Here is a 24482-nt window from a genome sequence, read left to right as displayed (position 1 = left end):
AAGATGTCTCCTGGGATGGCGGTGCTCACTGGGCGCCGAGTTTGGCGATCAACTGGCCGAGCTGTTCCATCTCGGCGGGCTTGAGGTCCGACAGCGGCGGGCGCACCGGCCCGGCGGTGTGGCCCACCAGCGTGGCGCCGGCCTTCACGATGCTCACGCCGTAGCCCTGGCCCTGGTTGCGCAGCGCAATGTAGGGCAGGAAGAACTCGTCCAGCAGGCGGTTGGTGGTGGCGGTGTCGCCGGCATGGTGTGCGTTGTAGAACTCCATCGCCGTGCGGGGGATGAAGTTGAACACGGCCGACGAATAAACCGGGCAGCCCATGGCCTGGTAGGCACCGGCAAAGACCTCCGCGGTGGGGAGCCCGCCGAGGTAGGCGAAACGGTCGCCCAGCTGGCGGCGGATGGTGACGAAGGATTCGATGTCGCCAATGCCGTCCTTGAAGCCGATCAGGTTGGGGCAGCGGTCGGCCAGTGTGAGCAGGGACTCCGGCGTCAGGCGGCAGCCGGCGCGGTTGTAGACGATCACGCCGAACTCGACGCTCTTGCACACCGCCTCGACGTGCGCCACCAAGCCTTCCTGCGTCGCCTCGGTCAGGTAGTGTGGCAGCAGCAGAATGCCCTGGGCGCCCAGCCGCTCGGCTTCCTGCGCGTAGCGAATCGCCAGCGTGGTGCCACCGCCCGCGCCGGCAATGATGGGCATGCGGCCCTGGCAGGTCTGGATCGCGGTGCGCACGACATCGCTGTACTCCTGTGGCTCCAGCGAGAAAAACTCGCCGGTGCCGCCGGCGGCAAACAGCGCCGTGGCACCGTAGGGCATGAGCCACTCCAGCCGCTCGGCGAAAGGCTTCGCGGCAAAGCGCAAATGGCTGTCGAAGTCGGTCAGGGGGAACGAGAGCAGGCCGTAGGAGATGATTTTCTTGAGTTCTTGCGGGGTGGTCATGCGAAAGAGGTCCATGAAGAAGTGGATGGGTAGACAGACTCGGCGCCTTGATCATGACAAGGTAGCGCTACCATCTGTGATCTGAATGGTAGCGCTACCGTTTTAAAAAATCAAGCAGAAATTGATGAGGGGTATTACGTATCAGGTATCCATCAGGCCCATATCCGGCCTGTCGGGGGCAGATCCGTGCATCTCCCAGACATCTCCGACCTCTCCAGTCCTCTATGGGTCTGTCCGGTCATGGCGGGGGCAAATACCGGCCGCTATCCGGCCGCTGCCCGGTGTCCATCAGGCGCTGTCGCGCTCGACAATCGTGAAGCCGATGTCGATGACCCGCTGCTCCACCGGCCGGCCTTCCGCCCGTTCCACAATGAAGCGGGCGGCTTGGCGGCCGATGGCCGTGCCATCAATGCGCACCGTTGTCAGGGCGGGGTTCAGGTCTGCGGCAAATTCCAGGTCGCCAAAGCCCACGACGGCCAGTTGCCCCGGCACCGCGATGCCGCTGGCCTGGGCCTGTGTTAGAACGCCCAGCGCCAGCAGGTCGGAGCTGCAAAAGACGGCATCAATGCCGCCTGCGTCCTGCATCAGCTCGATCAGCGCACTGCGGCCGCTTTTCACGGTCGTGGGGGCGGGCACGGTCACCATCCGGACCTCGGGCAGGCCCGCCGCCCGTGCCGCCGCCTGGAAGGCCTGGTGGCGGCGCGTCGAACGCTCGTCGTCGCCCGCCACGATCGCCAGGCGCCGCCGCCCCCTGGCATAGAGAAAATCAACCACCGCGCGCCCGACATCCACGTGGGAAAAGCCGACCAGCATGTCCAGCGGGGTGGGCGTGAGGTCCCAGGTCTCGACCACCGGTATGCCGGCGGCCAGCAGGCGCTTGCGCCCCTCGGGGGAATGCATGATGCCGGTCAGCACAATGCCATCCGGCCGGCGGCCAATGATGGCGTCCAGCAGGGCATCCTCGCGCGAATCCACATAGCCGCTCTGGCCAAGCATCAACTGGTAGCCCTGTTCGGCCAGGGCATCCGTCAGGGCTTGCACGGTTTCCAGGAACACCGGGCCGTTGAGGGTGGGCACCACCGCCGCCACCAGGCGACTGCGCGATGAAGCCAGACCCCCGGCGAGCCGGTTGGGCACGTAGCCGGTACGCTCCACCGCGTCAGTGACCTTCCGCAGCACCTCGGCCGAAACCTGGGTGGGGGTGTTCAGGGCGCGCGACGCGGTGATGGGCGCCACGCCGGCAAGCTTGGCCACGTCATGCAGGGTGACAGCGCCGCTGCCCCGGCGGGTTCGTCGCGTCTGGGTATCCGTTGGCGTGTCCTCGTGGTTCATGGGCCGATTCTATCGACGATAGCGCTACCAGTCATGCGGGCAATTTGCAGGCAGCGTGTATGCATGGCGCCAGCGCTGCCGGGAATTGTTGCGGGTGTTTCATTTGCCAGGGCGGGGCTTTGCATCAAACTAGGGTTCAGACCAATCCAGACCACACCAGTCCAGAGCAAGGTCCAACCCAAGGTCATATCCCGAAGGGCCTGGCTTTCGGCCCAGTCCAGGAAGAAAAACAACCTCAATGCATAGACGTGAATTTTCGCAAGCCGCCGCCGCGGCGGCCACGCTGGCCACCTTGGGCTCCCTGGTCCCGGCCGCGCGGGCAGCACCGGCGGGCCCTCTACCGGACAGGGGGGCGGCGCCGCCCGACGGCAGAAACACCGCCCGGGTGGCGATGGGCACCAATCTGTCCGGTATGGAGTGGGCCAAGCCAGGGCTGCGCTATGGCATGAGCAGTGCGCCCAATCTGCATTTCACCGTCCCGCGCAAGGTCGATGTGGCCTACCTGGCGGCCTGTGGCTACACGAAGAACCGCCTGCCCATCCAGTGGGAGCTGTTGCAGCCGATGCTGCACGACACCCCGGCCAACGCAGCGGCGAAGGCGGCGATTGGCAACCCCGGCGCGTTTCATCCCGCGTACGAGGCCTACATCACGGGCGTGCTCGATGCCCACGCGGCGGTCGGCATGAAATGCATCATTGATAACCACAACTATGGCCGTTACCAGGACTTCAGGTTTCAGCCCGACGGGTCCGTCATCGGGCTGACCACGCCGCCGAACCCCTTGCTGCGGCCCTACACCACCGATGCGGCCCAGGTGCAGGTGCGGATCTTTTCGCTGGCGCCCGGTGCCACGCTCACACAGGCCCACTTCGTGGATTTCTGGACGCGCGCCGCGACGAAATGGCGGAATCACCCCGGGTTTGGCGGCTATGGCCTGATGAACGAGCCCCACGACATGCCCAAGCCCGGCGGGGTGATTGCGTCGAATGAAGACGCCGTGAAGGGGGCGGAAGACCTCGCCATCTGGCCCGCCTATGCGCAGGCGGCGATCGACGCCATTCGCGCCATCGACACCGCCAATCCCATTTACGTGGCGGGAAACCAGTACAGCTCGGCCATGGTCATCGGAACCAAGAACCCCGGCTTTCCATTGCGTGGCAGCAACCTGATTTACGAAGTTCACATGTACCTGGATGCGTTCAGCAATGGCGCCTCGTTTGACTATGACGCCGAGGTGGCGAAGAACTTCAGCGCAGGATTCGGCGCCGGCGCCATTCACCCCGGCACCGGCCTGGAGCGGCTCAAAAAGGCCACCGGCTGGGCCAAGGCCGCGGGTGTCCGGCTGGCGCTGACCGAGATCGGGATGCCGATAGACGACCCGCGCTGGGAGCCGATGTTCCTGCGGGCCGTCACCCATGCCTATGAATCAGGTTGCGAGATCTACAGCTGGATGGGGGGTAATCATTGGCCCATCCACAACTACGCCATCAACCATGTGCCGGGCTGGCACCAGAGCAAGACGCTGGAGCCGCTGGTGTCCGGCGTGCTCAAGGCTTCTGCCGGCATGGAGCAGGCCCTGCTCTTCGACGACGGCCCGGGCTATGCGCTGGCCGGCGCTCCCCTCACGATCACCGTCTATGCCCGGGGCAACCTCGGCCGGCCCGTCTCACTGGCGGTGGCTTTGAAAGGGAAGGGCACGCTGAGCAAGTCGCGGCTGACACTGCCGGCCGGGCCGAATGGCCAGGACAGCTTTACCTACACGCCGGCGGACAACGAGGTCGCCACACTCAGCTACACGGGCGCTGGCCAGTGGACGGGCCCGCTGCCGCCGCCGCGCAAGGTGTTCTCCCTGGCCGACCCGGCGGCCCACGCGGCCACCAGCCTGGCCGATGCCGCGCTCGCAATCATTGCCAAATACGGTGCTTGCAAGTGGGAGCTTGCCGACGGGCACACCGATTACCTGCTGGGTGCACCGGCTGCAGCCGGCCAGGTGGTTCGCGCCATCTCGGACTCCGGCTATGGCTCCAGCCCGGGCAATGCGATGGAAATGATCAACTGGACCAACAAGGACAGCAGCACCATGGGTGCGATGTCATTGCCCGTCCTGCGCGTGACGAACGGCCGGAGGAGCTCGGACCACACGGCGCCCGATACCTTCGGCTTCTGGTGCAAGAAGTCGGCCCCGGCAGCGGGCGTGCAGCCTCGCCCGAAGAACCGCGTGCCTTACAACCTCGAGGACGCCCACTTCGCCCTGGCTTGCGTGAGCATCCCGGGAAAAAGCAACACCGGCGTGGTGTTCCAGGCCTCGAAAGCGGAGGCGCGCCAGGCCTCGGAGCTCGGGTTCACCAACGGCCAGCCGCGGGCCAGTTGGCTGGATGCGAAGGGCCAGGCGGTGCAGCTGATCGGCGCGGACCGCCTGCCGGCCGATACGCCTGCGGTGCTGGCATTCACCTCGGCGCCTGGTGCGCAAAAGCTGCGTGTCAACGCGCAAGAGGTCGCGGGTAACAACGCCACTTTCGCCCCCAGCGTTTATTCCCAGATGCTGATCGGCTGGGGTTACCTTGGCTATTACCCGCGTGAAGGTTTCAGGGGCCAGGTGTACGCGGTGATCACCGGAAAGGGCACGCCGACGCCGGAGGAGATGGTGGTGCTTGAACGTTACCTGGGCACCACGGCGGGCATGGCCAGCCTGAAGTAAGGCGGCCCTGTCGGGGCAATGTCGTGACACTGTCGGGACAATGTCGGTTGGGGGTCGTTCGTCCGCCTATTCGATCCTGGCGCCTGATGCCTTGACGACACTGGCCATGCGTTCGTAATCCACCGCCAGCAGCTTGGCAAAGTCCGCGTTGCTCATGGCCAGCGGCTCAATGCCCTGCTTGTCCAGACGCTCCAGGATGATCGGATCTTTCAGCAGCCTGGCCATGGCCGCGTTGACGCGGGTGATGTCGGCCGCCGGCGTGCCGGCAGGGCCCAGCAGGCCAAACCAGGAGTTGAACTGGTAGCCCGGCAGTCCGCTTTCGGCAATGGTCGGAACGTCGGGAAGGTATTTGGACCGCTTCGGCGATGTCACGCCCACCAGGCGGATGCGGCTGTCCCTGGCAAACGCCAGCGCACCTATGCTGGCGGCAATCACGGCCTGCGCGCGGCCGGAAATCACCTCATTGATGGCTTCGCCCGTGGCCTTGAGCGGCACATGCACCACATCGATGCCGGCCAGGCCGTTGAAGTAGGCCATCGAGAGGTGCGTCGCGCTGCCGACGCCGGCGGTGGCGTAGTTCATCTTGCCGGGGTTGGCCTTGGCATGACGGATGAATTCGCCCGCGGTTTTGGCCGGCACATCGGGGTGAATCATCAGCACATAGTCGGCGGTGCCGATGTGCGCCATCGGTGCAAAGTCTTTTTGCGGGTCGTAGCTGAGCTTGGTGTAGAGCGAGCCGGCGATGTTGTGGCTGGCCGCCGCCAGCACCATGGCGCCGCTGTCAGGCAGGGACTTGGCCACAAAGCCGGTGCCCACCGTGCCGCCGGCGCCCGGCCGGTTTTCCACGATCACCGTCTGGCCCAGCGCGACGCCCAGTTCGGTAGATAGCGATCGCGCCAGGATGTCCTGCACGCCGCCCGGGGCGAAGGGCACCACGATGCGTGCCAGTTTGGGATTCGCCTGTGCCAGCACGGTGCCTGCGCCAAGTGCCAGGCCTGCGGCCATGAAATCTCTGCGGTCCATTGCTTGTTCTTTCTGTTGGTTGCGGGAGTCAGTTCACGCAGATTTCGTCAGCCAGGCGGCGCATGAAGCGCTCGCACCAGGCCAGTTGCTCCAGCGTGACCCATTCATTGGGCTGGTGCGCCTGCGCGATGTGGCCGGGGCCGCACACGATGGTCGGCACACCGGCTTGGTGGAACAGTGCAGCTTCCGTGCCAAACGACACCTTGCCGGCACCGGTGCTGCTGTCCACGCCTGCGCATCTGAAGCACAGCTGGGCAATCCCGCTGTCGGCGTCGGTGGCGAAACCGGGCAGCACCGAGTTGAGCTTGTGGGTGATGCCGGTACCGGGCGCCACGGCCTGCATGGCCGGCAGAAGGCTGTCGGCAAATGCCTTGGCCTCATTGAAGAGCGCCTCCGGCGAGTTCATGTGGTGGTGGCGAATCTCCCAGGTCACATCGCAGTCGCGCGGAATGATGTTGAGCGCGGTGCCACCGGCAATCACGCCGGTGTGGATGGTGGTGTGCGGAACGTCGTAAATCGCATCGAACGGCCCCTCGGCGACCAGCCTGCGGTGCATGGATTTGAGGTGGGCGACGAATTCGCAGGCGATCTCGACGGCGTTGACACCCAGCGGCGTGAGCGAGGAGTGCGCCTCGAAGCCGCGCACCGAAGTCTTGTAGGCATGCTTGCCCTTGTGCGCAATCACCACCTGCATGCCGGTGGGCTCGCCCACGATGCAGCCGGCGGGCGTGTAGCCCTGGGCCACCATGTCGGCGATCAGGCGGCGTACGCCGATGCAGCCGACTTCCTCGTCATAGCTGAAGGCCAGGTGCACGGGGCGCTTGAGCTTGCGCTTCAGAAGCTCCGGCACCATCATCAGCGCGGTGGCGCCGTAGCTCTTCATGTCCGTGACGCCGCGGCCATAGAGCCGGTCACCCACGATCTTTGCGGCAAATGGATCGGTATCCCAGGGCTGGCCATCGACAGGCACCACATCGGTGTGGCCCGACAGCACCAGCCCGCCCGCTTTCGTTTCACCGTTTTCCGCCGGGAGCGTGGCCCACAGGTTGGCCTTCTTGCCGCTGTCGTCGTACGTCAGCCGGCATTGCACACCGAGCGCTTCCAGCTGCTCGCGTGTCCATTCGATGATGGGCAGATTGCTGTCGCGCGACACCGAGGCAAACGAGACCCATTTTTCAATCAGGGGCAGGGCGGCCAGGTCGGCGGCCAGGACAGATTGCATGGCACTGCTGGAAAGGGGTGCGTTCATGGGAGAGCCTTTGTGAAAAGTCCGCGGGGACGGGACTGGCGGAAAGGATGGTGGGGCGTCAAAATCGTGAGACATCTTATCTTTTTCCGCGGAAGCCCGTGGCCTGCGGCGGGCGGCCTGCGTGCGGTGCCAGGCGCTCGCCCCCGAACCTGGCGATAACCGGCGAGAATCCAGGGTTCCCTTCCGGGTTTCCGTTTCCATCCCTTCACGAAAGAATTCATGACCAGTCCCATGTACACCACCTCCATTCCCGTCTTCAAGCAGATGCTGGGCGGACTCCGGGAGGTATTGAGCAAGGCAGAAGCGCATGCGGCCGCCAGAAAAATCGAGCCCGCCGCCTTGCTGCAGGCGCGCCTGTTCCCCGACATGTTCCCGCTGCTGCGCCAGGTGCAGGTGGCCACTGACTTCGCCAAAAGCGTGTCAGCGCGCCTGGCCGGCGTGGAGGTGCCCAAGCTCGAAGACAGCGAGCAGACCTTTGCAGACCTGCAGGCGCGTGTTGCCACGGTGCTGGCGTTTCTGGAAGGGCTGGATACGGAGAAGTTTGACGAGGCCGCCACGCGCGAAATCATCACGCAGGCCGGCACCCCCAAGGAAAAGCGGTTTACCGGACAGTCTTACCTGCTCAATTACGGCCTGCCGCATTTCTTTTTTCACACCACCACGGCCTATGCCATCCTGCGCCACAGCGGTGTGGAAGTCGGCAAGAAAGACTACATCGGCGCGTATTAAGCAGGAAGCAGGACGCAGGAAGCGCGAACGAAGCGGCAAGCGGCAAGCAGCCGTGGGACGGGGCGCGGCCCCGCGTTCCCTTCAGTGGTCACTGGCTGGGCAGCTTCTGGGGTACCGTTTTTGCGTAGGAGCTCGCCGGGTGGCTGGCCTGTTCCCCGCGCATCAGCATGTCTGAGTCGCGTATCGCAAAAATGCGCTCCAGATCGGTTTTCAGTTCGCTCTGGGGGTCGGGCTCGTGGGCCGGTTTTTGGACCGACTTTGGGGTAGGCGCGTGGGACGGCTCGTGGAACGATTTTCGGGCCGGCTCTTGCCACACCGAGCGGTCAGGCAGCTCCTTGTAGGGGCAGGTGTCGCCGACTTCCAGCTGCCATGAGATGCCATACAGCCACTCGGCGGCATGCGGCTCAAAACGCATGATGTCGACCATCAGCGCTTTCTGGAAAGCGACCGCATAGTTCAGCAGGCGGGAGTCCCAGTGCTTCATGACGAGGCGCACATACATGCCCTCCCCACGGCTGCGGCTGGAGACGACCAGCATCTGGCAGTCCAGCCAGCCCGGTGGAATGCCATGGCGGCGCATGACATCGCGCAGCAGCACCTGGACCAGCTGGCGCCGCAAGGAATTGGCCGACCCATCTTCGATGGTGGGCGGGCCTTCGGCGGCGATGGCCCTGGTCTTTGCCTTGGGTTTGACCGGCAGCGGTTTGGGACGGCTTTTCAGGCCAAACAGATCGTGGAAATTCATGGTGCATGCTCCCATCTGGTTGATGGCCAACTTGACCTGGTGACTCAAGTCGGCTCGCCCCTCTGCAAAACGGCTTGTAGGGCGTTACAAGGTGTTAGTGATGGTCTGCCTCCCCAACATGCGCGTCAAGTGACTTTGTTCCGCAGTGCACCAATTTTTTGCGTTATTGCCTTGTTGCAGCGCTGTGTAATCGTGTTTTTTGTGAATATTTACACGCACGTCAACATGCCGGCGGCATGCTCCGCCGGCATGGCTTCGCGATGGCGCGGCCTCAGTCCAGCGCGCTGGCCGGGCCAAAAAACTCGTAACGGGTCTGCGATTCAGGCACGCCCAACTCGCGCAGCTGTTGCCTGACCCGTCGCATGAAGGGCTTGGGGCCCAGGAAATAGGCGTCCACATCGCGCGAAGCCGGCAGCCATTGGGCCAGTTGCCCGCTGTCGACGAGGCCGGTGGCGTGAGGCCTGTCTGCCTCGCCGGCATGCTCGTCATAGACGTAAAAGTGCTGCAGTTGCGCGTGCCGCGCCTGCCGCGTGGCCAGCGCGTCGCGGAACGCATGGACCGATTTGTTGCGCGCAAAGTGGATGAAGTGCACCGGCCGCTGGCTCTGCAGTGCGGCGTCCAGCATGGCCAGCGTCGGTGTAATGCCGACGCCGCCGCTGATCAGCACCACCGGCTTGTCGCCGTCCGCCAGCACAAACTCGCCGGCGGGCGGAAACACGTCCAGCCCGCCGCCTTCCTGCAGCTCGTCATGCAGGTAGCACGACGCCACGCCGCCCGGCTCACGCTTCACGCTGATGCGGTAGTCGCGGCCATTGGGGGCTGCCGAGAGCGAATAGTTGCGGCGAATTTCCTCGCCGTTGATCACCAGCTTCAGGCCGAGGTACTGACCCGGTTGAAAGTCTGCCACCGCTGCGCCGTCTTCGGGCCGCAGGTAGAACGAGGTGATTTCTGCGCTCTCGGGGACCTTGCGCGCCACGATAAAACGGCGCGCACCGCGCCAGCCACCCGGCGCCCCGGCTGTTTCCGCATAAATTTTCTCTTCGGCGCCGATCAGGATGTCGGCGAGTTGCCCATAAGCGGCGCCCCAGGCGGCCAGCACCTCGTCGGTGGCGATCTCCGCACCCAGCACCTCGCGAATTGCGCGCAACAGGCAGGCGCCGACGATGGGGTAGTGCGCCGGCTCGATCTGCAGCGACACATGCTTGTTGATGATTTGCGCCACCAGCCCGCCCAGTTGCTCCAGCTTGTCGATGTGGCGGGCGTACATCAGCACACCGTTGGCCAGCGCCCGGGGCTGGTCGCCACTGGCCTGGTGCGCCTGGTTGAAGAACGGCCGCACCTCGGGGTGTTCGGCCAGCAGGATTTGGTAGAAATGGGTGGTCAGTGCCTCGCCGCCGCTTTCCAGCAGCGGTACGGTGGATTTGACGATGGCACGTTGTTGCGCGGTCAGCATGGGCTCTCCAGTAGGGGCAGGGCGCCCCGCACGATGCGAAGCGGACCCCTGCCGGCTATTTATTGCCAATACCCTGTACTCAATACTTGTGCCAGCTCATCCAGCTATATGAATCAACAACTTGGGACAAGCTGGAGTCAAAAAGATGCCATGCTAAAGTAGTCAATCAGATACTTGAAAGAGTCAATATGATTGCTCAGCCGATGCTGAAAGCCCTGGTCCCGCTGGTGGACGACCTGTCCCGCGAGATGCCCGACGGCGAGCGTTACCGTCGCCTGCTTGAAGCCGTGCGTGCCTTGCTGCCGTGCGACGCCACCGCGCTGCTGCGGCTCGATGGCGCTGCCCTGGTGCCTCTGGCCGTGAACGGGCTGAGCAGCGACACGATGGGGCGGCGCTTCAAAGTCGAAGAGCACCCGCGTTTCAAGCGCTTGCTGGAGGCTGACGGACCGACGCGCTTTCCGGTGGACTGCGAGCTGCCCGACCCCTATGACGGTTTGGTGGAGGGGCTGCATGGGCACCTGGAGGTGCACGACTGCATGGGTTGCCCGGTGCAGGTCGGTGAAAAAACCTGGGGCGTGCTGACCATCGACGCGCTGAACAGCCAGCAGTTTTCAGCGGTGGACCTGGGCGACCTGCAGGCCTTTGCCAGCCTGGCGGCCGCCACCGTCAGCGTGGTGCAGCGCATGGAGCGCCTGGCCCTGCGTGCGGAAGATGAGCGCCAGCGTGCCGACACCTACCGGGAGCTGGCCGCGGAAAGCACGCCACCCGCATTGATCGGCCAGAGTGCCGCGCACCAGCGGCTGCTGGAGGAAATCGCCGTGGTCGGCAACAGCGAACTCACCGTGCTGATAACCGGCGAAACCGGCGTCGGCAAGGAACTGGTGGCGCAGGCACTGCATGCCGCATCGCCCCGCGCGGCGCGTCCGCTGATCAGCCTTAACTGCGCGGCGCTGCCCGAGACGCTGGTGGAGAGCGAACTGTTCGGCCACGTACGCGGCGCATTTTCAGGCGCGGTGACAGACCGGCGCGGCAAGTTCGAGCTGGCCAATGGCGGCACGCTGTTTCTCGATGAAGTCGGCGAGTTGTCCTTAGCTGTGCAGGCCAAGCTGCTGCGTGTGCTGCAGAACGGGCAATTGCAGCGCCTGGGCTCTGACCGCGAGCACCAGGTCGATGTGCGGGTGATTGCCGCCACCAACCGCGACCTGGCGCACGAGGTGCGTGCCGGACGTTACCGTGCCGACTTCTACCACCGGCTCAGTGTCTATCCGCTGGTCGTGCCACCGCTGCGCGAGCGCGGGCATGACGTGCTGCTGCTGGCGGGCTGCTTCCTCGAGCAAAACCGTTCGCGTCTGGGGCTGGGCAGTTTGCGGATGGACGCCGATGCCCAGGCCGCCCTGCTGGCACACGACTGGCCGGGCAATGTGCGGGAACTCGAACACCTGGTGGGGCGTAGCGCGCTGAAAGCGCTGGCGGGTATGTCGGGGCGGCCACGCATCCTGAGCCTGACGGCTTCGCATTTTGACTTGCCCACCCCGGCCAGCTGGGGTGCGCCAGCGCCTGACGCGCCTGGCAGCAAGGACACCGCAGCCCTGGAAGGGATTCCCGGCACGGGCGGCGCAGCGCCGCCGGTGGATTTGCGCACCTCGATGGAGTCGCACCAGCGCCAGCGCATAGAGGCCAGCCTGGCGCGGCATCACAACAACTGGGCTTCGGCTGCGCGCGAGTTGGGCCTGCACCGCGCCAACCTGGTCAGATTGGCGAAAAGACTGGGTCTTCGCGGGGAAGCCGGGAGCCCGCCTGGCAGGCTGCGTCCGGGCGCCCAAAACGCGCCGAAATAGGGAATTTGAAAGCGGACAGCGGTTCGGCCCAGGACTGGGCAACGCCCTCGGGGTTATCAGATTCCTGCCGTGTGCCGCGCGCCGGAGGCCCCGTTTTCAGCAAAGGTTGTCCGAAGACGGCCCGAAAAAAGCCGCCAGGACCTTGCAGTCCTGGCAGCTTCTGGATGGGAGTCTGTTGTAGATGGGTACTTGAGGCGGAAGGCTTACTTGTTCCCGCCGCCACCACCACCACCGCCGCCGCCGCCACCACCGCCGCCGCCACCACCGCCGCCACCACCATTACCTCCGCCGCCGCCGCCGCCGTTACCGCCGCCATTGCCGCCGGCGTTACCGCCACCGCCGCTACCGCCGCCTTTGCCGCCACCGCTGCCCGCGCCGGTACCACCGCCTTTGCCCGCCGCGTTGCCGCCTTTTGCGTTGCTGGCGGTGCTGCCCGTGGTTTTGCCGGCGCGATCGGCTTTCGCGACGCTTTCAGCTTTGGCTGACTTGTTGTCAGATTTCTTGCCGCTCTTGTCGGTTTTGGAGGCGCTCACGATGGAGCCCAGCTTGACGCCCATGCTTTGAGCGATTTTTCCCCAGCCCATGCCCTGGCTTCTCATCCCCAGGATGCCGGCCATGGTGATGGTTCCGTTGGCCGTGGTGATCACGCCGCCGTTCAGCGCCGCTGCAAGCTGCGCGGGGGTGGGGTTGGTGATGCCCTCTTTGGCCAGGGCAGTCTGGGCCAGTGAAAGCGCGATGTTGATGTTGCCGTAGCCCATCTTGCTGGTCGAGGGAGAAAAGCTCGCGGAAGGTGCACCCGTGGTAGATTCCAGCGTGATACTGGAACTGGTGCGAAGCCCGTTGACCAGAGACTGGGCATTTTTGTCGGAACCGGCAAAAGAGCTGAAGCTGCTGGCCAGCTTGTCACCAGCAGGACTGGTGGTGGTTGTCGTTGTGGTTGTTGTGGTGCCGGTAGCGGTTTGCGCCCCGACCAGCCCGCCGGCCAGCAGAACGAAGCTGGCAGCGCCCAACGCCACGATGGTTTTTTTGATCAACATTGGCATGACCTCACTTGAATAAACGGAGCTGCGAACTGCAGTTCTTCAGAATTCCGATCTTAGAGGCGCAATCCATGCCGACGGGTAGTCCGACCGCGCTGTTTCACATTGACACCTTTGACCGGAAAAGTAACATGTCGGTCGCTCAGGATGCAGCGCTCGCGGGTGCGGCACCGCAGCACCCGCGAGGCCGCCCTACGCATGGCGAGCTCTCGCACGACCTTGCGCGTTCCATATCAATTTGTACAGGGTGTACAGGGGCCAGGCCAACAATCCGTTTACCCTGCGGCCCGATCGGTTCAATGCCAGGGACGGCTGCAGGCACTACAGCGCCCGCGTCAAGGTTCAGCCGCTCAGGGAGCTATCCAGGGCAGGTATCGGACACCCTAGATCCCAAGCAGTTTTTTGGCGCTGTCCAGGGCTTTCAATGAGTCGTCGTGCTTGCCTTCCTTGTGAAGCTTCTCACCCTGGGCGCGCAACTCCTTGACCTTGCTCATGTCTGCCGCCGACAGGGTGGGGTTGGTGGCAAGTTTGGCGTCAATCGCCTTCATCTCGTTCGGGCAGTGGTAGGCAAAAGCCAGAGAGGAAGTCGCCAGGGTTAAGGCCGCAATGATGAATTTCATCGGATCTCCCGCTTGCGTCAGAAAATGCTGACGGTTGATGCTAGCAAATACCAGCGCGGCGCAAAAGTGCTGTCGCCCACAGGGTCAAGCCCGTGCCCGGCCTGCGTGCCGAATGCCTGCGGGGGCGCCGGCAAAAAAGGCGGGCGCGGGCACCCCCTAAAATCCAGGCTTGTTACAGCGTTTGCAATTGCATGGCGATTGCCAGACGTCGCTGCGCTGTTCCGCCGCCAACCTCCTGCAACCGGTAAGCCCCATGTCCCTCGAAGTTATTGAAGCCCAGACCGGCGACAACCCGGTCGCCACCATTGTCATCATGCACGGCCTGGGGGCCGACGGTCGCGACTTTGTGCCCATTGCCGAGCAACTGGATTTGTCGAGCGTGGGGCCGGTGCGCTTTCTCTTTCCCAGTGCACCTGTCATGCCCGTCACCATCAATGGCGGCTATGTGATGCCTGCCTGGTACGACCTCCTGGGTGTCGATCTGGTCAAACGCGAGGACGAGGCCGGGCTGCGCCAGTCTCAGGCTTCCATTGAGGCGCTGCTTGCGCATGAAAAGTCGCGCGGCACGCCGTCCCACCGCATCGTGGTGGCCGGATTTTCGCAGGGCTGCGCCATGGCCCTCATGACGGGCTTGCGGCACGGCGAACGGCTGGCCGGCATCGCGGGCCTGTCCGGCTACCTGCCGCTGGCGGACAAGACCGCTGCCGAGCGCAGCGCCGCCAATCAGGACGTTCCCATTTTCCTGGCGCATGGCTCGCGCGACGGCGTGGTCATGCTGCCGCGTGCCACGGCCTCGCGCGACGCGTTGGCGGCGCTGGGCTACCCGGTCGAGTGGCACGAGTACCCGATGGAGCATTCGGTCTGCCCCGAGGAAGTTGTTGATCTGGAGCGCTGGCTGCGGCGCGTGCTGGCCTGATTCACGATTGAAAACGGCTGCAGCCCTTGTTTTGCGGTCCTTGCTTGATGCGTGCAGGCAGCCAGGCAGCTATGAGGCTATTGAATATATGGCGACGCCGGTCGCCACCCTATGTGGCGCTCAGGCCGCCTGCGTGATGCCGCTTGGCGGGCGCACCCGCCAGAGCAGGAACAACGCGATGCCCAGGTTCAGCAGGTTCCATGCGATGCCGTTGAGGAAGGCCGCCTGGTAGGAACCGGTCAGGTCAAACACCTTGCCCGACATCCAGCCGCCCAACGCCATGCCGAACATGGTTGCCATGATCACCGTTCCCACCCGCGCGCCAGCCTCGGCCGGCACAAAGTATTCACGCACGATGATGGCGTAAGACGGCACGATGCCCCCCTGGAACAGCCCGAACAGCGCGGCGATGAGGTACAGCGACACCAGCCCGTTGAACGGCAAAAACATCAGCAATGCAATGCCCTGCAGGGCTGAGCCCAGCAGCAGCGTGCGCAGGCCGCCGATGCGGTCGCAGATGACGCCCGAGACCAGGCGGCTCACCACCCCGCAGGCCAGCATCAGCGAGAGCATTTCGGCACCCCGCGCGGCGCCGTAACCCAGGTCGGTGCAGTAGGAGACGATGTGCACCTGCGGCATGGCCATGGCCACACAGCACGCCACGCCGGCAATGCACAGCAGCGCCTGCGCCTTGCCGGGCGGCAGGCCAAAGGGCAGGCTGCTGGGGCTGGCCGCGAAGTTGCGGTTGACCGGGGCGGCCACGGCCATCGGCGGGCGCTTGCGCATCAGCAGCGCCAGCCCCGCCATGGTGATCACGCTGAAGAGCCCCAGACCCAGGTAGGTGTGGCGCCAGCCCACGGTTTCCACGAAATGCTGCACGACAGGCGGCCAGATCGCGCCGCCGACATAGTTGCCGCTGGCGCATACCGCCACCGCAATGCCGCGCCGCCGTACAAACCACAGGGACGTGTCGGCCAGCAGAGGCGCGAAGGTGGCCGAACTGCCCAACAGGCCGATCAGGAAACCATGCGCCAGCGTGAACATCCAGATGTTGCTGGCCATCGCCGCGGCGGCGTAACCCAGGCCCAACCCTACCGCCCCTATCAGCAGCGGTACCATTACGCCGAATCGGTCGGCCAGCCGCCCCATCAGCACGCCGCCCAGGCCAAACCCGATCATCAGCAGGGTGTAGGGCAGGGAGGCGTCGGCGCGCGCCACGCCAAAATCGGCCTGCACGGCCGGCAACACCACCGGCACCACGTACATGCCGCTGGCGCCCACCGTCATGAGCGCCAGCGTGATCATCAGGCGCCCTACGGCGTAGCGTGAATCAGCCAGGGCAGAAGGGTCGTGCGATGCAGGCAGGGGGGTCATCCGGAGAAGTGTTGAGTCAGCGCGGCCATACAGACCCGGTCGGGTCGGCGTGCGGCCTGTCAGGCGATGTTAGCGCCGTCAAGCATTCCTCGCCGATGACCCATGACCGATGGATGGTGGGCGATGGGCATGGTTGGCCATGAAATGAGCGCAAAAGACACTGCTCTATAGTGGCGATGGTTTGGTCTTTTCATAGCCCGCGGGCGTCTTGCCATCGGCCATCTGCCTGCCGATCTCCTGGTCGCGGATCAGGAACAGGCGTTCCAGATCCTGCAGCGCCTCCTGCTCCGAAAGAGGCATGGGCGGTGGGGCTGCTGCGGTTACGGGAGCCGCCGCCGGTGCTGGTGCTGGCGCTACCGTCGGTGCTGCTGGTGTTGCTGGTGTTGCCGCCGGTGCAATTGCGGCAGCTGGGGTCGCCGGCTTTGTCGGTTCCTGCCAATAAGCCTTCTGGGGCAGGGCGGTGTGAGGGCAACTGGCGTCCACGTCGAGTTGCCACGAAACGCCATGCAGCCAGTCGAAGGCGCGCGGCTCAAAGCGGGCAATGTCGGCAAGCAGGGTGTTCTGCAGGGCGAAGGCGTGGGTCGCCAGCCGATCGTCCCAGTGCCTCATGATCAGGCGCACGTACATGCCGGTGCCGCGGCTACGGCTGGCTACCATCAGCAGCTGGGACTCAACCCAGCCGAGCGGTATGCCGTGCCTGCGCAGCACGTCGCGCAACAGGACTTGCACGAGCTGGCTGCGGGTGGCGTTTTCCGAACTATCGTCCTGACTCAGGGGCATCGCGCGGCTCACGGGGGCTGAATTCGGGACCGGCTTGGCTGTAGTTCGGCCGCCTAACAGCATGCGCATCAGTTTTTTCATTCTTCTTACAGGCTCTCAAACGTCGCTTTGTCTTTGACTTTTTTGCGGGGAAAGCCCGGCGAAGCGAGCTTGGGGAGGATGGGTCGAAGGGGCTTTGCAGCAAAGCGCCTGTGTTTCATGGCATGATTTTTATCGTCGCCGAGCTGCCCGGACAAGTCAAGCGAGTTAGCACGGCGCTGCGGTGGGACGTGGTTTGGCCCACACACTGAAAATTATAAAGTAGCCATTTGTGATTAAAAACGTCGTTCATGGACCAAGTTGCGCCATTTTGCTGGCGGCCCCTTGCAGAGTCCGGCAAACCGTGCTGGCAAGCAGCATTTCGCCAGCGCAAAGCGCGGGCCTGTGATAACTTCCACGCCACGACACGGACCTGAGGGAATGACACCATGAACAAGCTGCAGGCGCCCGCGGGCACGCTTTTGCAGGAGCGCCTGAAAGCGCTCACCCCTGCCCGGCTGAAGGGCATGCGACGCGGCATCGAAAAGGAAAGCCTGCGCGCCCAGCCCGGAGGCGGCCTGGCGCTCACGCCGCATCCGGCCGCACTCGGCTCGGCGCTGACGCATCCCAGCATCACCACCGACTTCAGCGAGTCGCAGATCGAACTGGTGACGGGGGCGCATCAAGACGCTGAAGCCACACTGGAAGAACTCACGCAGATCCACCAGTTCACCTACCGCGTGATGCAGGACCTCGGCGATGAAATGCTCTGGGTCTCCAGCATGCCCTGCGGTCTGCCGACCGACGAGACCATTCCGATTGCCCGCTTCGGCTCGTCCAATGTCGGGCGCGCCAAGAGCGTCTACCGCATGGGCCTGTCCCATCGTTATGGCCGGCGCATGCAAACCATCTCCGGCATTCATTACAACTGGTCGCTGCCCGAGGTCACCAGCGAGCAGTACTTTGCGCTGATCCGCAATTTCCGGCGCCACGCATTTTTGCTGCTTTACCTGTTTGGTGCATCGCCCGCCGTGTGTTCGAGTTTTGTGGCCGGGCGCCAGCACGAGCTGCAAAAGCTGGCCGATCACACCATGTATATGCCGCACGGCACCTCGCTGCGCATGGGGCGCCTGGGCTACCAGAGCGACGCCCAGGCCTCGCTGGCCGTGAGCTACAACAGCCTCGAGGGCTACGGCGCGTCCTTGCAGGATGCGCTCACCCGGCCCTATCCGGCCTATGAGGCGGTCGGCATCCGCAACCCGGGCGGCGACTACAACCAGCTGGCCACCACGCTGTTGCAGATCGAAAACGAGTTCTACGGCACCATCCGCCCCAAGCGCGTGATCTTCCCCGGCGAGCGCCCGCTGCATGCGCTGCGCGAGCGTGGCGTTGAATACATTGAAGTGCGCCTGATGGACCTCGATCCGTTTGTTCCCGTGGGCATCACGGCGCAAACCATGCGGTTCCTGGATGTGTTTTTGCTGCACTGCCTGCTCACTGACAGCCCGCCCGACACCCCTGCGGAAATTGCCGCGCTGGCGCGCAACCAGCACCGCACAGCCGCGCGCGGCCGCGAGCCCGGCCTGCTGCTGGAGCGCGACGGCCGCGAGGTGACGCTGGCGGAGTGGGGCGCCGCAGTGGTCGCCGAATGCGCACCGATTGCCGCGGCGCTCGATGCCCTCCATGCTGGCACACCGGGCGGTGCGCAGTACAGCGAGGCGCTGGCTGCAGCAAGCGCCGCCTTGCGCGAGCCCGACACCCTGCCATCGGCCCGCGTGCTGGCTGCCATGGCCAAAGACTATGACAACTCCTTTGTCAGGTTTGCCCGGGCCCAATCCGAAAAATCCCAGACCATCCTGCGAAGCCTGCCCCTGGCCGAAACGCAGCATGCCCGTTTCACCGAGCTGACCCGGCAATCCATTGCCGAGCAAAAGCAGATCGAAGCCTCGGACAGCATGCCCTTTGAGGTGTACCGCCAGCAGTATGTGTCGGCGGAGCGCCTGGGCATACCGGGTATGCCGGATGCGCCGGATATGGCGGGCCGCGCAGCGCTCGCCATCTGATCAGGCCGGTGGACTCACGTCCCTAGCTTGCGCAAGGCCTCTTCGGCCTGTTCGCACCAGTAGTCGACAGCGTTGTCGTAGCTCTCCCACACGCAGCCGCTGCAGCCGCGGCCGCAGCAGGTGGTGGGTTCGGGCGGCGGCGCGCGCAGCGTGATGCCGGCGGCGCGGGCGCGCTGCTGCAATGCGCCAATGGCGGCCGGTACGGCAGCGCGGTCGCCCGGCTCGCCGGACGGGGTCTGCGCCTCCATGGCTAGGGTGGGTTTTGCCCAGCCAGGCGCCGGCGGGCATACAGCCCGATGAAAGCCACGCCCAGCACCAGCGCGAACCAGCCCACCAGCGAAGAACTGGCCACGATGCCCTGCATGCCGGGCGAGGTGATGAAGTAGGGCGAGATCAGCACGGCCAGGCCGATGACGACGCAAAGCAAGCCCCGGATCAACAGCTCGTTATTGGCCTTGGTCCGGGTCTGGTTGTTGCTGGGTTTTTGGGTGGGGGCGTTGGGCAGGGGCATGGAGGGTGGGGAAAAAGGTGAGGGGCGAAGAGGTGAAGGGGGCGCGGCAGGCGGAGCAGCTTGCGCCGGTTTGTTCAGCCAGCTTTCCCCTGATTTTGCTCCATCGCCCGGCCACGGCACGCATAGGGTTTCCTGCGCCAGCGGTAGCAGGGCCTGAACAGGTGACAATTCGGTCATCGTGCGCAGCGGGTCCGGCTTGAAAAATATCTCGGGCCTGATCCCGCCCCCGCCCCGAACCAAGAAAGAATATCCCGATGGCCATCCAGTGGTTTCCCGGTCACATGCATTTGACCAAAAAGGCGATTCAGGAGCGCATCAAGGAGATTGATGTCGTGATCGAGCTGCTCGATGCGCGCCTGCCCGGCTCCAGCGCCAACCCCATGCTCGCCGAGCTCACCAGTGCCAAACCCGCGCTCAAGGTGCTCAACAAGCAGGACCTGGCCGACCCGGCCCGCACCGCGCTCTGGCTGGCGCATTACAACAGCCTGCCGGCCACGCAGGCGATTGCGCTGGATGCGAGCGAAACCACGCCCGCCCGCCGCCTGATTGACGCCTGCCACGCGCTGGCGCCCACGCGCGGCAGCATGGTCAAGCCCATGCGTGTGCTGATCTGCGGCATTCCCAACGTCGGGAAGTCCACGCTGATCAACACCCTCATCGGCAAGCGCGCCACCAAAACCGGCGACGAGGCCGGCATCACCAAGCTGGAGCAGCGCATTGTCCTGGCCGATGGTTTTTACCTGTACGACACGCCCGGCATGCTGTGGCCCCGCATCATCGTGGCCAAGAGTGGTTACAACCTGGCGGCCAGCGGCGCCATTGGCCGCAACGCGTTCAATGAGGAAGAAGTGGCGCTGGAACTGCTCGACTACCTGATCAGGGACTACCCCGGCCTGCTGGCTGCGCGCTACAAGGTGGAAGTCCCACCAGGCATCACCGATGAGCAGCTGCTGGAGGAAATCGGCCGCAAGCGCGGCGCGGTGCTGTCAAAGGGGCGCGTCAACCTGCAGAAGGCGGCGGAAATCGTGATCCATGAGTTCCGGGCCGCCACGCTGGGCCGCATCACGTTGGAGACGCCCGAAGAGTTCGCTGAATGGCTGGCCGCCGGGCAACTGATGGATGCCGAAAGGCAATTGAAAAAAGACAAGATCGAAACCGATCGCCTGATCCGCTTCAAGAAGATTCCACGGCCGCAGAAACCACGGACGCCGCGCGCGCCGGACGCTTCCGATCCCCCCGATCCCTCGGATACCCCGGATGCCTCCGAAACTTCCGACCCCCCCGAAACCGCCTGAAGGACGGACCAGCGACTCGCCCATGCCATTCCTGTTTTTCCTGCGCGACAACGCCCGCTGGCTGGCCGGCGGCTTCCTGCTTTTTTTCTTTTCCTCGTTCGGGCAGACTTTTCTGATTTCGCTGTCGGCAGGTGACATCCGCCGCGAGTACGCGCTCTCCCACGGCGGGTTCGGCTCGCTCTACATGGCCGCCACGCTGGCCAGCGCGCTCACCTTGCCGCGCCTGGGGCATCTGGCTGACCACTACAGCGCAAAAAAACTCGCGCTGCTGGTGCTGCCCATGCTGGCGCTGGCGGCCGCCGTCATGGCGCTGTCGCGCCACATCGTGAGCCTGTTCATGGCCATTTACCTGCTGCGCCTGCTGGGCCAGGGGATGATGTCCCACCTCGCGTTCACCTCCATGGCGCGCTGGTTTTCCGCGCAGCGGGGCCGGGCCATCTCGCTCGGCACGCTGGGCCTGAACACCGGCGAGGCGGTGTTGCCGCTGGTGTTTGTGGCGCTGGCCGCGTCGGTGGGCTGGCGCAATACATGGTGGCTGGCCGCCGGCGCTTTGCTGGTGGTGGCTGCGCCCCTCATAGCCGCGCTGGTTTCAGTCGAGCGCGCCGCGCAGGCCTCCGACCCCGTGGCCCGCGTGGCCACGGCGCGCGACTGGAGCCGGGCCGAAGTGCTGCGCGACCCGCTTTTTTATGCCGTGATGCTGGCCATGGTGCCGCCGGCCTTTATCGGCAACACCATCTTTTTTCACCAGGTCTACCTGGTCGAACTGCGCGGCTGGTCGCTCACGGCGTTTGCTTCTTCCTTCACGCTGTATGCGCTGATGACGATCGCCTTCACGCTGATCTCGGGCCAGCTGATAGACCGTGTGGGGGGCCTGAGGCTGTTGCCCTTTTACCTGTTGCCGCTGGGGCTGGCGCTGCTGCTGCTGGGGTCTGTGCAAGCGGCCTGGAGCATGTTTGCCTTCATGGCGCTGTACGGGGTGTCCAACGGCTTTTCACTCTCGCTGTATGGCTCGCTGTGGCCGGAGCTTTATGGCATCCGGCACCTGGGCGCCATCCGCGCCGTGATCCTCTCCCTGCTGGTATTTGCCTCAGCCACGGGCCCGGGGCTGGCGGGGCTGCTGATTGACGCGGGTGTCAGCTATCCGGCGCTGATCGTTACGTTGGGAGCCTACTGCCTCGTCATCTCGGGGGTGATGCTGCGGGTGACACGCCGCCTCAAGGTCAGGGCCCTGGCCCCGCGCCGCATCGAAGTGAGCGTGGGCTGAGCGGTTTGAACCGATCGCACCGGCGCCGCGTCGCGTCCGGCCAGGCCCGGGTGACCAGGTCTGGCCGCCCGCCTCCCGCCGGTTGCGGAATCAAGCTGGGAAAATCCCGAATCCGCCACCTTCGGCAACGCATTTGCTGAACCGCACCGATGCACCTATAGTGGCTTTTCACCATTCTCGCGCCTGCACACCACCCTGGTAGATGCGAGGCCGCCATTCAGGGGCATTCTTTGATGACTGAAACCCAATCCGCTCAGGTCAACCCGTCACGCTTCGGCAGCGGACAATCCGTTCGCCGCCTGGAAGACGATGCGCTGCTGGCCGGCGCCGGCCGGTACACGGACGATGTGACCCTGCCGGGCCAGACCCAGCTCTTTTTTGTGCGCTCACCCTATCCGCACGCCCGCATCGTGTCGCTGGACACCACGGCAGCGCTGGCCATGCCCGGCGTGCTGCAGGTGGTCACCGGGGCCGATCTGGTGGCCGCCGGGGTCAAGCCGATTCCCGGCGCCAGCGGCTTTACGCGCGCCGACGGCTCTCCCTGCGCCGCGCCGCCACGGCGCGCACTGGCCCACGAGCGCGTGCGTTTTGTTGGCGAGGCAGTGGCCGCCGTGGTGGCACTGACGCTGCAGCAGGCCCGCGACGCAGCGGAAGCCATTGCCGTCGACTATGAAGAGCTGCCCATGGTCGTGGACATGAACGACGCGATGGCTCCCGGCGCCCCGATGCTCTGCCCCGAAGCACCGGATAACATCGCCGCCGAAACACGCTACGGCAGTGCCGAAGCCACCGCAGCAGCCTTCGCCAGCGCCCGCCACGTGGTGACGCTGGACCTAGTCAATCAGCGGCTGGCTCCGCTGAGCCTGGAGCCGCGCTCGGTGCTGGCCGCTTTTGATACCGCTTCGCGGCGACTGACCATCCGCATGAGCACCCAAATGCCTTCCGGCGTGCGCGACTCGGTGTGCGACGCGCTGGGCCTGGCGAAGGAGCAGCTGCGCGTGGTGGTGGGCGATGTGGGTGGCGGTTTCGGCATGAAAACGGGTGTCTACCCGGAAGACATTGCCGTGGCCTTTTGCGCCCGGGCGCTGCAGCGCCCGGTGAAATGGGTGGCCGACCGCAGTGAAGAATTTATTTCCAGCACACACGGCCGTGACCTGCAAAGCCACGCCGAACTGGCGCTCGACGAACACGGCAAGATACTGGGCCTGCGCCTGGCCTCGCTGGCCAATGTGGGCGCGTATGCCACCGGCGCGGGCGTGGTCATCCAGTTGATGATCGGCCCCTGGGTGCAGACCAGTGTGTATGACATCCAGACCATAGACTTTCATTTCAGGGCCGTGCTGACCAACACCGCGCCCACCAGCGCCTACCGGGGCGCGGGCCGTCCTGAAGCCATCTTCACGATGGAGCGGCTGATGGATGAAGCCGCCCGCCAGACCGGCATCGACCGGATCGAACTGCGCCGCCGCAACTTTATCCAGCCCACACAAATGCCCTACAAAAACCCCATGGGCCAGACCTACGACACCGGCCGCTTCGAGTCGGTGATGGACCAGGCGCTGGTGCTGGCCGACTGGCAGGGCTTCGAGACGCGAGCCAACGGCTCAAAGCAGCGCGGCCTGCTGCGCGGCCTGGGCATCGCGACCTTCCTGGAATGGACCGGCGGCAATGCGCTGGAAGAAAGCGTGACTGTGGAGATCAAGGCCCCCACACCAGGCACTGACGGCATCATTGAGGTCTTCTCGGCCGTCAACGCCATGGGGCAGGGCATTGCCACCTCGCTGGCGCAACTGGTGGTCGATGCGTTTGGCGTGCCGATGGACAAGGTCCGCATCGTGCTGGGCGACACCGACCGCGGCAATGGTTTTGGCAGCGCTGGTTCGCGCTCGCTGTTCACCGGTGGCTCGGCTGTACGCATAGGCGCCGAGCGCACCATCGACAAGGCCCGGCAACTGGCGGCCAAGGAGTTTGAGGCGGCCGAGCAGGACATCACGTACGCCGACGGCAGCTTCAAGGTGGCGGGCACCGACCTGAGCATCGATTTGTTTGCGCTGGCGGCGCGCCAGAGCGACCAGCGCATCTTCATGGACTCGACCACCGCCGTGGCCGGGCCGTCCTGGCCCAATGGTTGCCACATCTGCGAGGTCGAGGTCGACCCGCAGACCGGCCACGTGGCGGTGGTGGCCTATGCGTCCGTCAACGACGTGGGCCGCGTCGTCAATCCGATGATCGTGCGCGGCCAGCTCGACGGCGGCGCCGTGCAGGGCATAGGCCAGGCGCTGTGCGAGCACCTGGTGTATGACCGTGAAACCGGCCAGCCCCTGACGGGCAGCCTGATGGACTACGCCGCCCCGCGCGCAGACAACGCGCCCGACTTCAAAACCGAACTGGACCCCTCCACTCCCTGCCTGAACAACCCGCTGGGCGTCAAAGGCGTGGGCGAGCTGGGCACCATAGGCGCCGGGCCCACGGTGGTCAATGCCGTGGCCGACGCGCTGGCACGCAGCGGCATGGCGGCGCAGGCCCGTCAGTTGCAAATGCCGCTGTCGCCATCCCGGCTCTGGCATTTGATGCAGGGCTGAGGTTCATCAATT

At 64.9% G+C, this 24482-nt stretch carries 20 protein-coding genes; 8 read left to right on the top strand and 12 right to left on the bottom strand.

Annotation, left to right across the window (positions count from 1 at the left end; genetic code table 11):
• Positions 1–25: 25 nt before the first annotated feature.
• Both kdgD and AC1DUB_RS00400 read right to left on the bottom strand, forming a co-directional pair.
• The gene (gene kdgD, locus AC1DUB_RS00405) at positions 26–940 is read right to left on the bottom strand and encodes a 5-dehydro-4-deoxyglucarate dehydratase (protein WP_477727819.1); all 915 of its coding nucleotides are present in this window, start codon (positions 938–940) and stop codon (positions 26–28) included.
• Positions 941–1228: 288 nt separating this feature from the next.
• Positions 1229–2272, bottom strand: a complete 1044-nt coding sequence (locus tag AC1DUB_RS00400) for a LacI family DNA-binding transcriptional regulator (RefSeq protein WP_477727818.1) — start codon at positions 2270–2272, stop codon at positions 1229–1231.
• Positions 2273–2510: 238 nt separating this feature from the next.
• Between AC1DUB_RS00400 and AC1DUB_RS00395 the strand changes: the two genes are divergently transcribed.
• Complete coding sequence (locus AC1DUB_RS00395; protein ID WP_477727817.1) at positions 2511–4970, top strand: glycoside hydrolase family 5 protein; 2460 nt, start codon at positions 2511–2513, stop codon at positions 4968–4970.
• A gap of 66 nt (positions 4971–5036) precedes the next feature.
• Here AC1DUB_RS00395 and AC1DUB_RS00390 read toward each other — a convergent pair whose 3' ends face one another.
• Both AC1DUB_RS00390 and argE read right to left on the bottom strand, forming a co-directional pair.
• Positions 5037–5993: a tripartite tricarboxylate transporter substrate binding protein gene (locus tag AC1DUB_RS00390; RefSeq protein WP_477727816.1), complete on the bottom strand. Its 957-nt coding sequence runs from the start codon at positions 5991–5993 to the stop codon at positions 5037–5039.
• 28 nt (positions 5994–6021) lie between these two features.
• Complete coding sequence (argE, locus tag AC1DUB_RS00385) at positions 6022–7242, bottom strand: acetylornithine deacetylase (RefSeq protein WP_477727815.1); 1221 nt, start codon at positions 7240–7242, stop codon at positions 6022–6024.
• A 219-nt stretch (positions 7243–7461) separates the two neighbouring features.
• Between argE and AC1DUB_RS00380 the strand changes: the two genes are divergently transcribed.
• Positions 7462–7971, top strand: a complete 510-nt coding sequence (locus AC1DUB_RS00380) for a DUF1993 domain-containing protein (RefSeq protein WP_477727814.1) — start codon at positions 7462–7464, stop codon at positions 7969–7971.
• 88 nt (positions 7972–8059) lie between these two features.
• Here AC1DUB_RS00380 and AC1DUB_RS00375 read toward each other — a convergent pair whose 3' ends face one another.
• Positions 8060–8716: a hypothetical protein gene (locus AC1DUB_RS00375; RefSeq protein ID WP_477727813.1), complete on the bottom strand. Its 657-nt coding sequence runs from the start codon at positions 8714–8716 to the stop codon at positions 8060–8062.
• Between the two features lie 271 nt (positions 8717–8987).
• Positions 8988–10169, bottom strand: a complete 1182-nt coding sequence (gene hmpA / locus AC1DUB_RS00370; RefSeq protein WP_477719611.1) for an NO-inducible flavohemoprotein — start codon at positions 10167–10169, stop codon at positions 8988–8990.
• A gap of 188 nt (positions 10170–10357) precedes the next feature.
• On the opposite strand from hmpA, the gene norR reads away from it, so the two are divergent.
• Positions 10358–12007, top strand: a complete 1650-nt coding sequence (gene norR / locus AC1DUB_RS00365) for a nitric oxide reductase transcriptional regulator NorR (RefSeq protein ID WP_477727812.1) — start codon at positions 10358–10360, stop codon at positions 12005–12007.
• 203 nt (positions 12008–12210) lie between these two features.
• On the opposite strand, the gene AC1DUB_RS00360 is transcribed toward norR, so the two are convergent.
• Entirely contained in the window at positions 12211–13044 is an 834-nt protein-coding gene (locus AC1DUB_RS00360) for a hypothetical protein (protein ID WP_477727811.1), read from the bottom strand.
• A gap of 386 nt (positions 13045–13430) precedes the next feature.
• Positions 13431–13667 carry a hypothetical protein gene (locus tag AC1DUB_RS00355; RefSeq protein ID WP_477727810.1) on the bottom strand — a complete coding sequence of 79 codons (237 nt, stop codon included), beginning with the start codon at positions 13665–13667 and terminating at the stop codon, positions 13431–13433.
• Positions 13668–13920: 253 nt separating this feature from the next.
• On the opposite strand from AC1DUB_RS00355, the gene AC1DUB_RS00350 reads away from it, so the two are divergent.
• Entirely contained in the window at positions 13921–14583 is a 663-nt protein-coding gene (locus AC1DUB_RS00350) for an alpha/beta hydrolase (RefSeq protein WP_477727809.1), read from the top strand.
• 120 nt (positions 14584–14703) lie between these two features.
• Here the strand turns inward: AC1DUB_RS00350 and AC1DUB_RS00345 are convergent, their stop codons facing one another.
• Together AC1DUB_RS00345 and AC1DUB_RS00340 are read right to left on the bottom strand one after the other, a co-directional pair.
• Complete coding sequence (locus AC1DUB_RS00345) at positions 14704–15957, bottom strand: MFS transporter (protein WP_477727808.1); 1254 nt, start codon at positions 15955–15957, stop codon at positions 14704–14706.
• Between the two features lie 165 nt (positions 15958–16122).
• On the bottom strand, positions 16123–16806 hold the full coding sequence (locus AC1DUB_RS00340) for a hypothetical protein (RefSeq protein WP_477727807.1): 684 nt from the start codon (positions 16804–16806) through the stop codon (positions 16123–16125).
• 398 nt (positions 16807–17204) lie between these two features.
• Between AC1DUB_RS00340 and gshA the strand changes: the two genes are divergently transcribed.
• Positions 17205–18818 (top strand): glutamate--cysteine ligase, encoded by a 1614-nt coding sequence (gene gshA, locus AC1DUB_RS00335; protein WP_477727806.1) that lies wholly within the window; start codon positions 17205–17207, stop codon positions 18816–18818.
• A gap of 14 nt (positions 18819–18832) precedes the next feature.
• Here the strand turns inward: gshA and AC1DUB_RS00330 are convergent, their stop codons facing one another.
• Positions 18833–19066: an oxidoreductase-like domain-containing protein gene (locus AC1DUB_RS00330; RefSeq protein ID WP_477727805.1), complete on the bottom strand. Its 234-nt coding sequence runs from the start codon at positions 19064–19066 to the stop codon at positions 18833–18835.
• Between the two features lie 2 nt (positions 19067–19068).
• Positions 19069–19506 carry a hypothetical protein gene (locus AC1DUB_RS00325; RefSeq protein WP_477727804.1) on the bottom strand — a complete coding sequence of 146 codons (438 nt, stop codon included), beginning with the start codon at positions 19504–19506 and terminating at the stop codon, positions 19069–19071.
• Between the two features lie 77 nt (positions 19507–19583).
• Here AC1DUB_RS00325 and ylqF point away from each other — a divergent pair, with 77 nt between their 5' ends.
• The 3 genes from ylqF to AC1DUB_RS00310 all read left to right on the top strand — a co-directional run bounded on the left by ylqF (position 19584) and on the right by AC1DUB_RS00310 (position 24470).
• The gene (ylqF, locus tag AC1DUB_RS00320; RefSeq protein WP_477727803.1) at positions 19584–20624 is read left to right on the top strand and encodes a ribosome biogenesis GTPase YlqF; all 1041 of its coding nucleotides are present in this window, start codon (positions 19584–19586) and stop codon (positions 20622–20624) included.
• A 22-nt stretch (positions 20625–20646) separates the two neighbouring features.
• Positions 20647–21888, top strand: coding sequence for an MFS transporter (locus tag AC1DUB_RS00315; RefSeq protein WP_477727802.1), 1242 nt, complete (start codon positions 20647–20649; stop codon positions 21886–21888).
• Positions 21889–22121: 233 nt separating this feature from the next.
• Positions 22122–24470 carry a xanthine dehydrogenase family protein molybdopterin-binding subunit gene (locus tag AC1DUB_RS00310; RefSeq protein ID WP_477727801.1) on the top strand — a complete coding sequence of 783 codons (2349 nt, stop codon included), beginning with the start codon at positions 22122–22124 and terminating at the stop codon, positions 24468–24470.
• Positions 24471–24482 lie beyond the last annotated feature (12 nt).

This window comes from Polaromonas sp. P4_F9 (assembly GCF_056401235.1).
The sequence above is the reverse complement of the archived record's forward strand: the minus strand, read 5'-3'. Positions and strand labels throughout refer to the sequence as shown.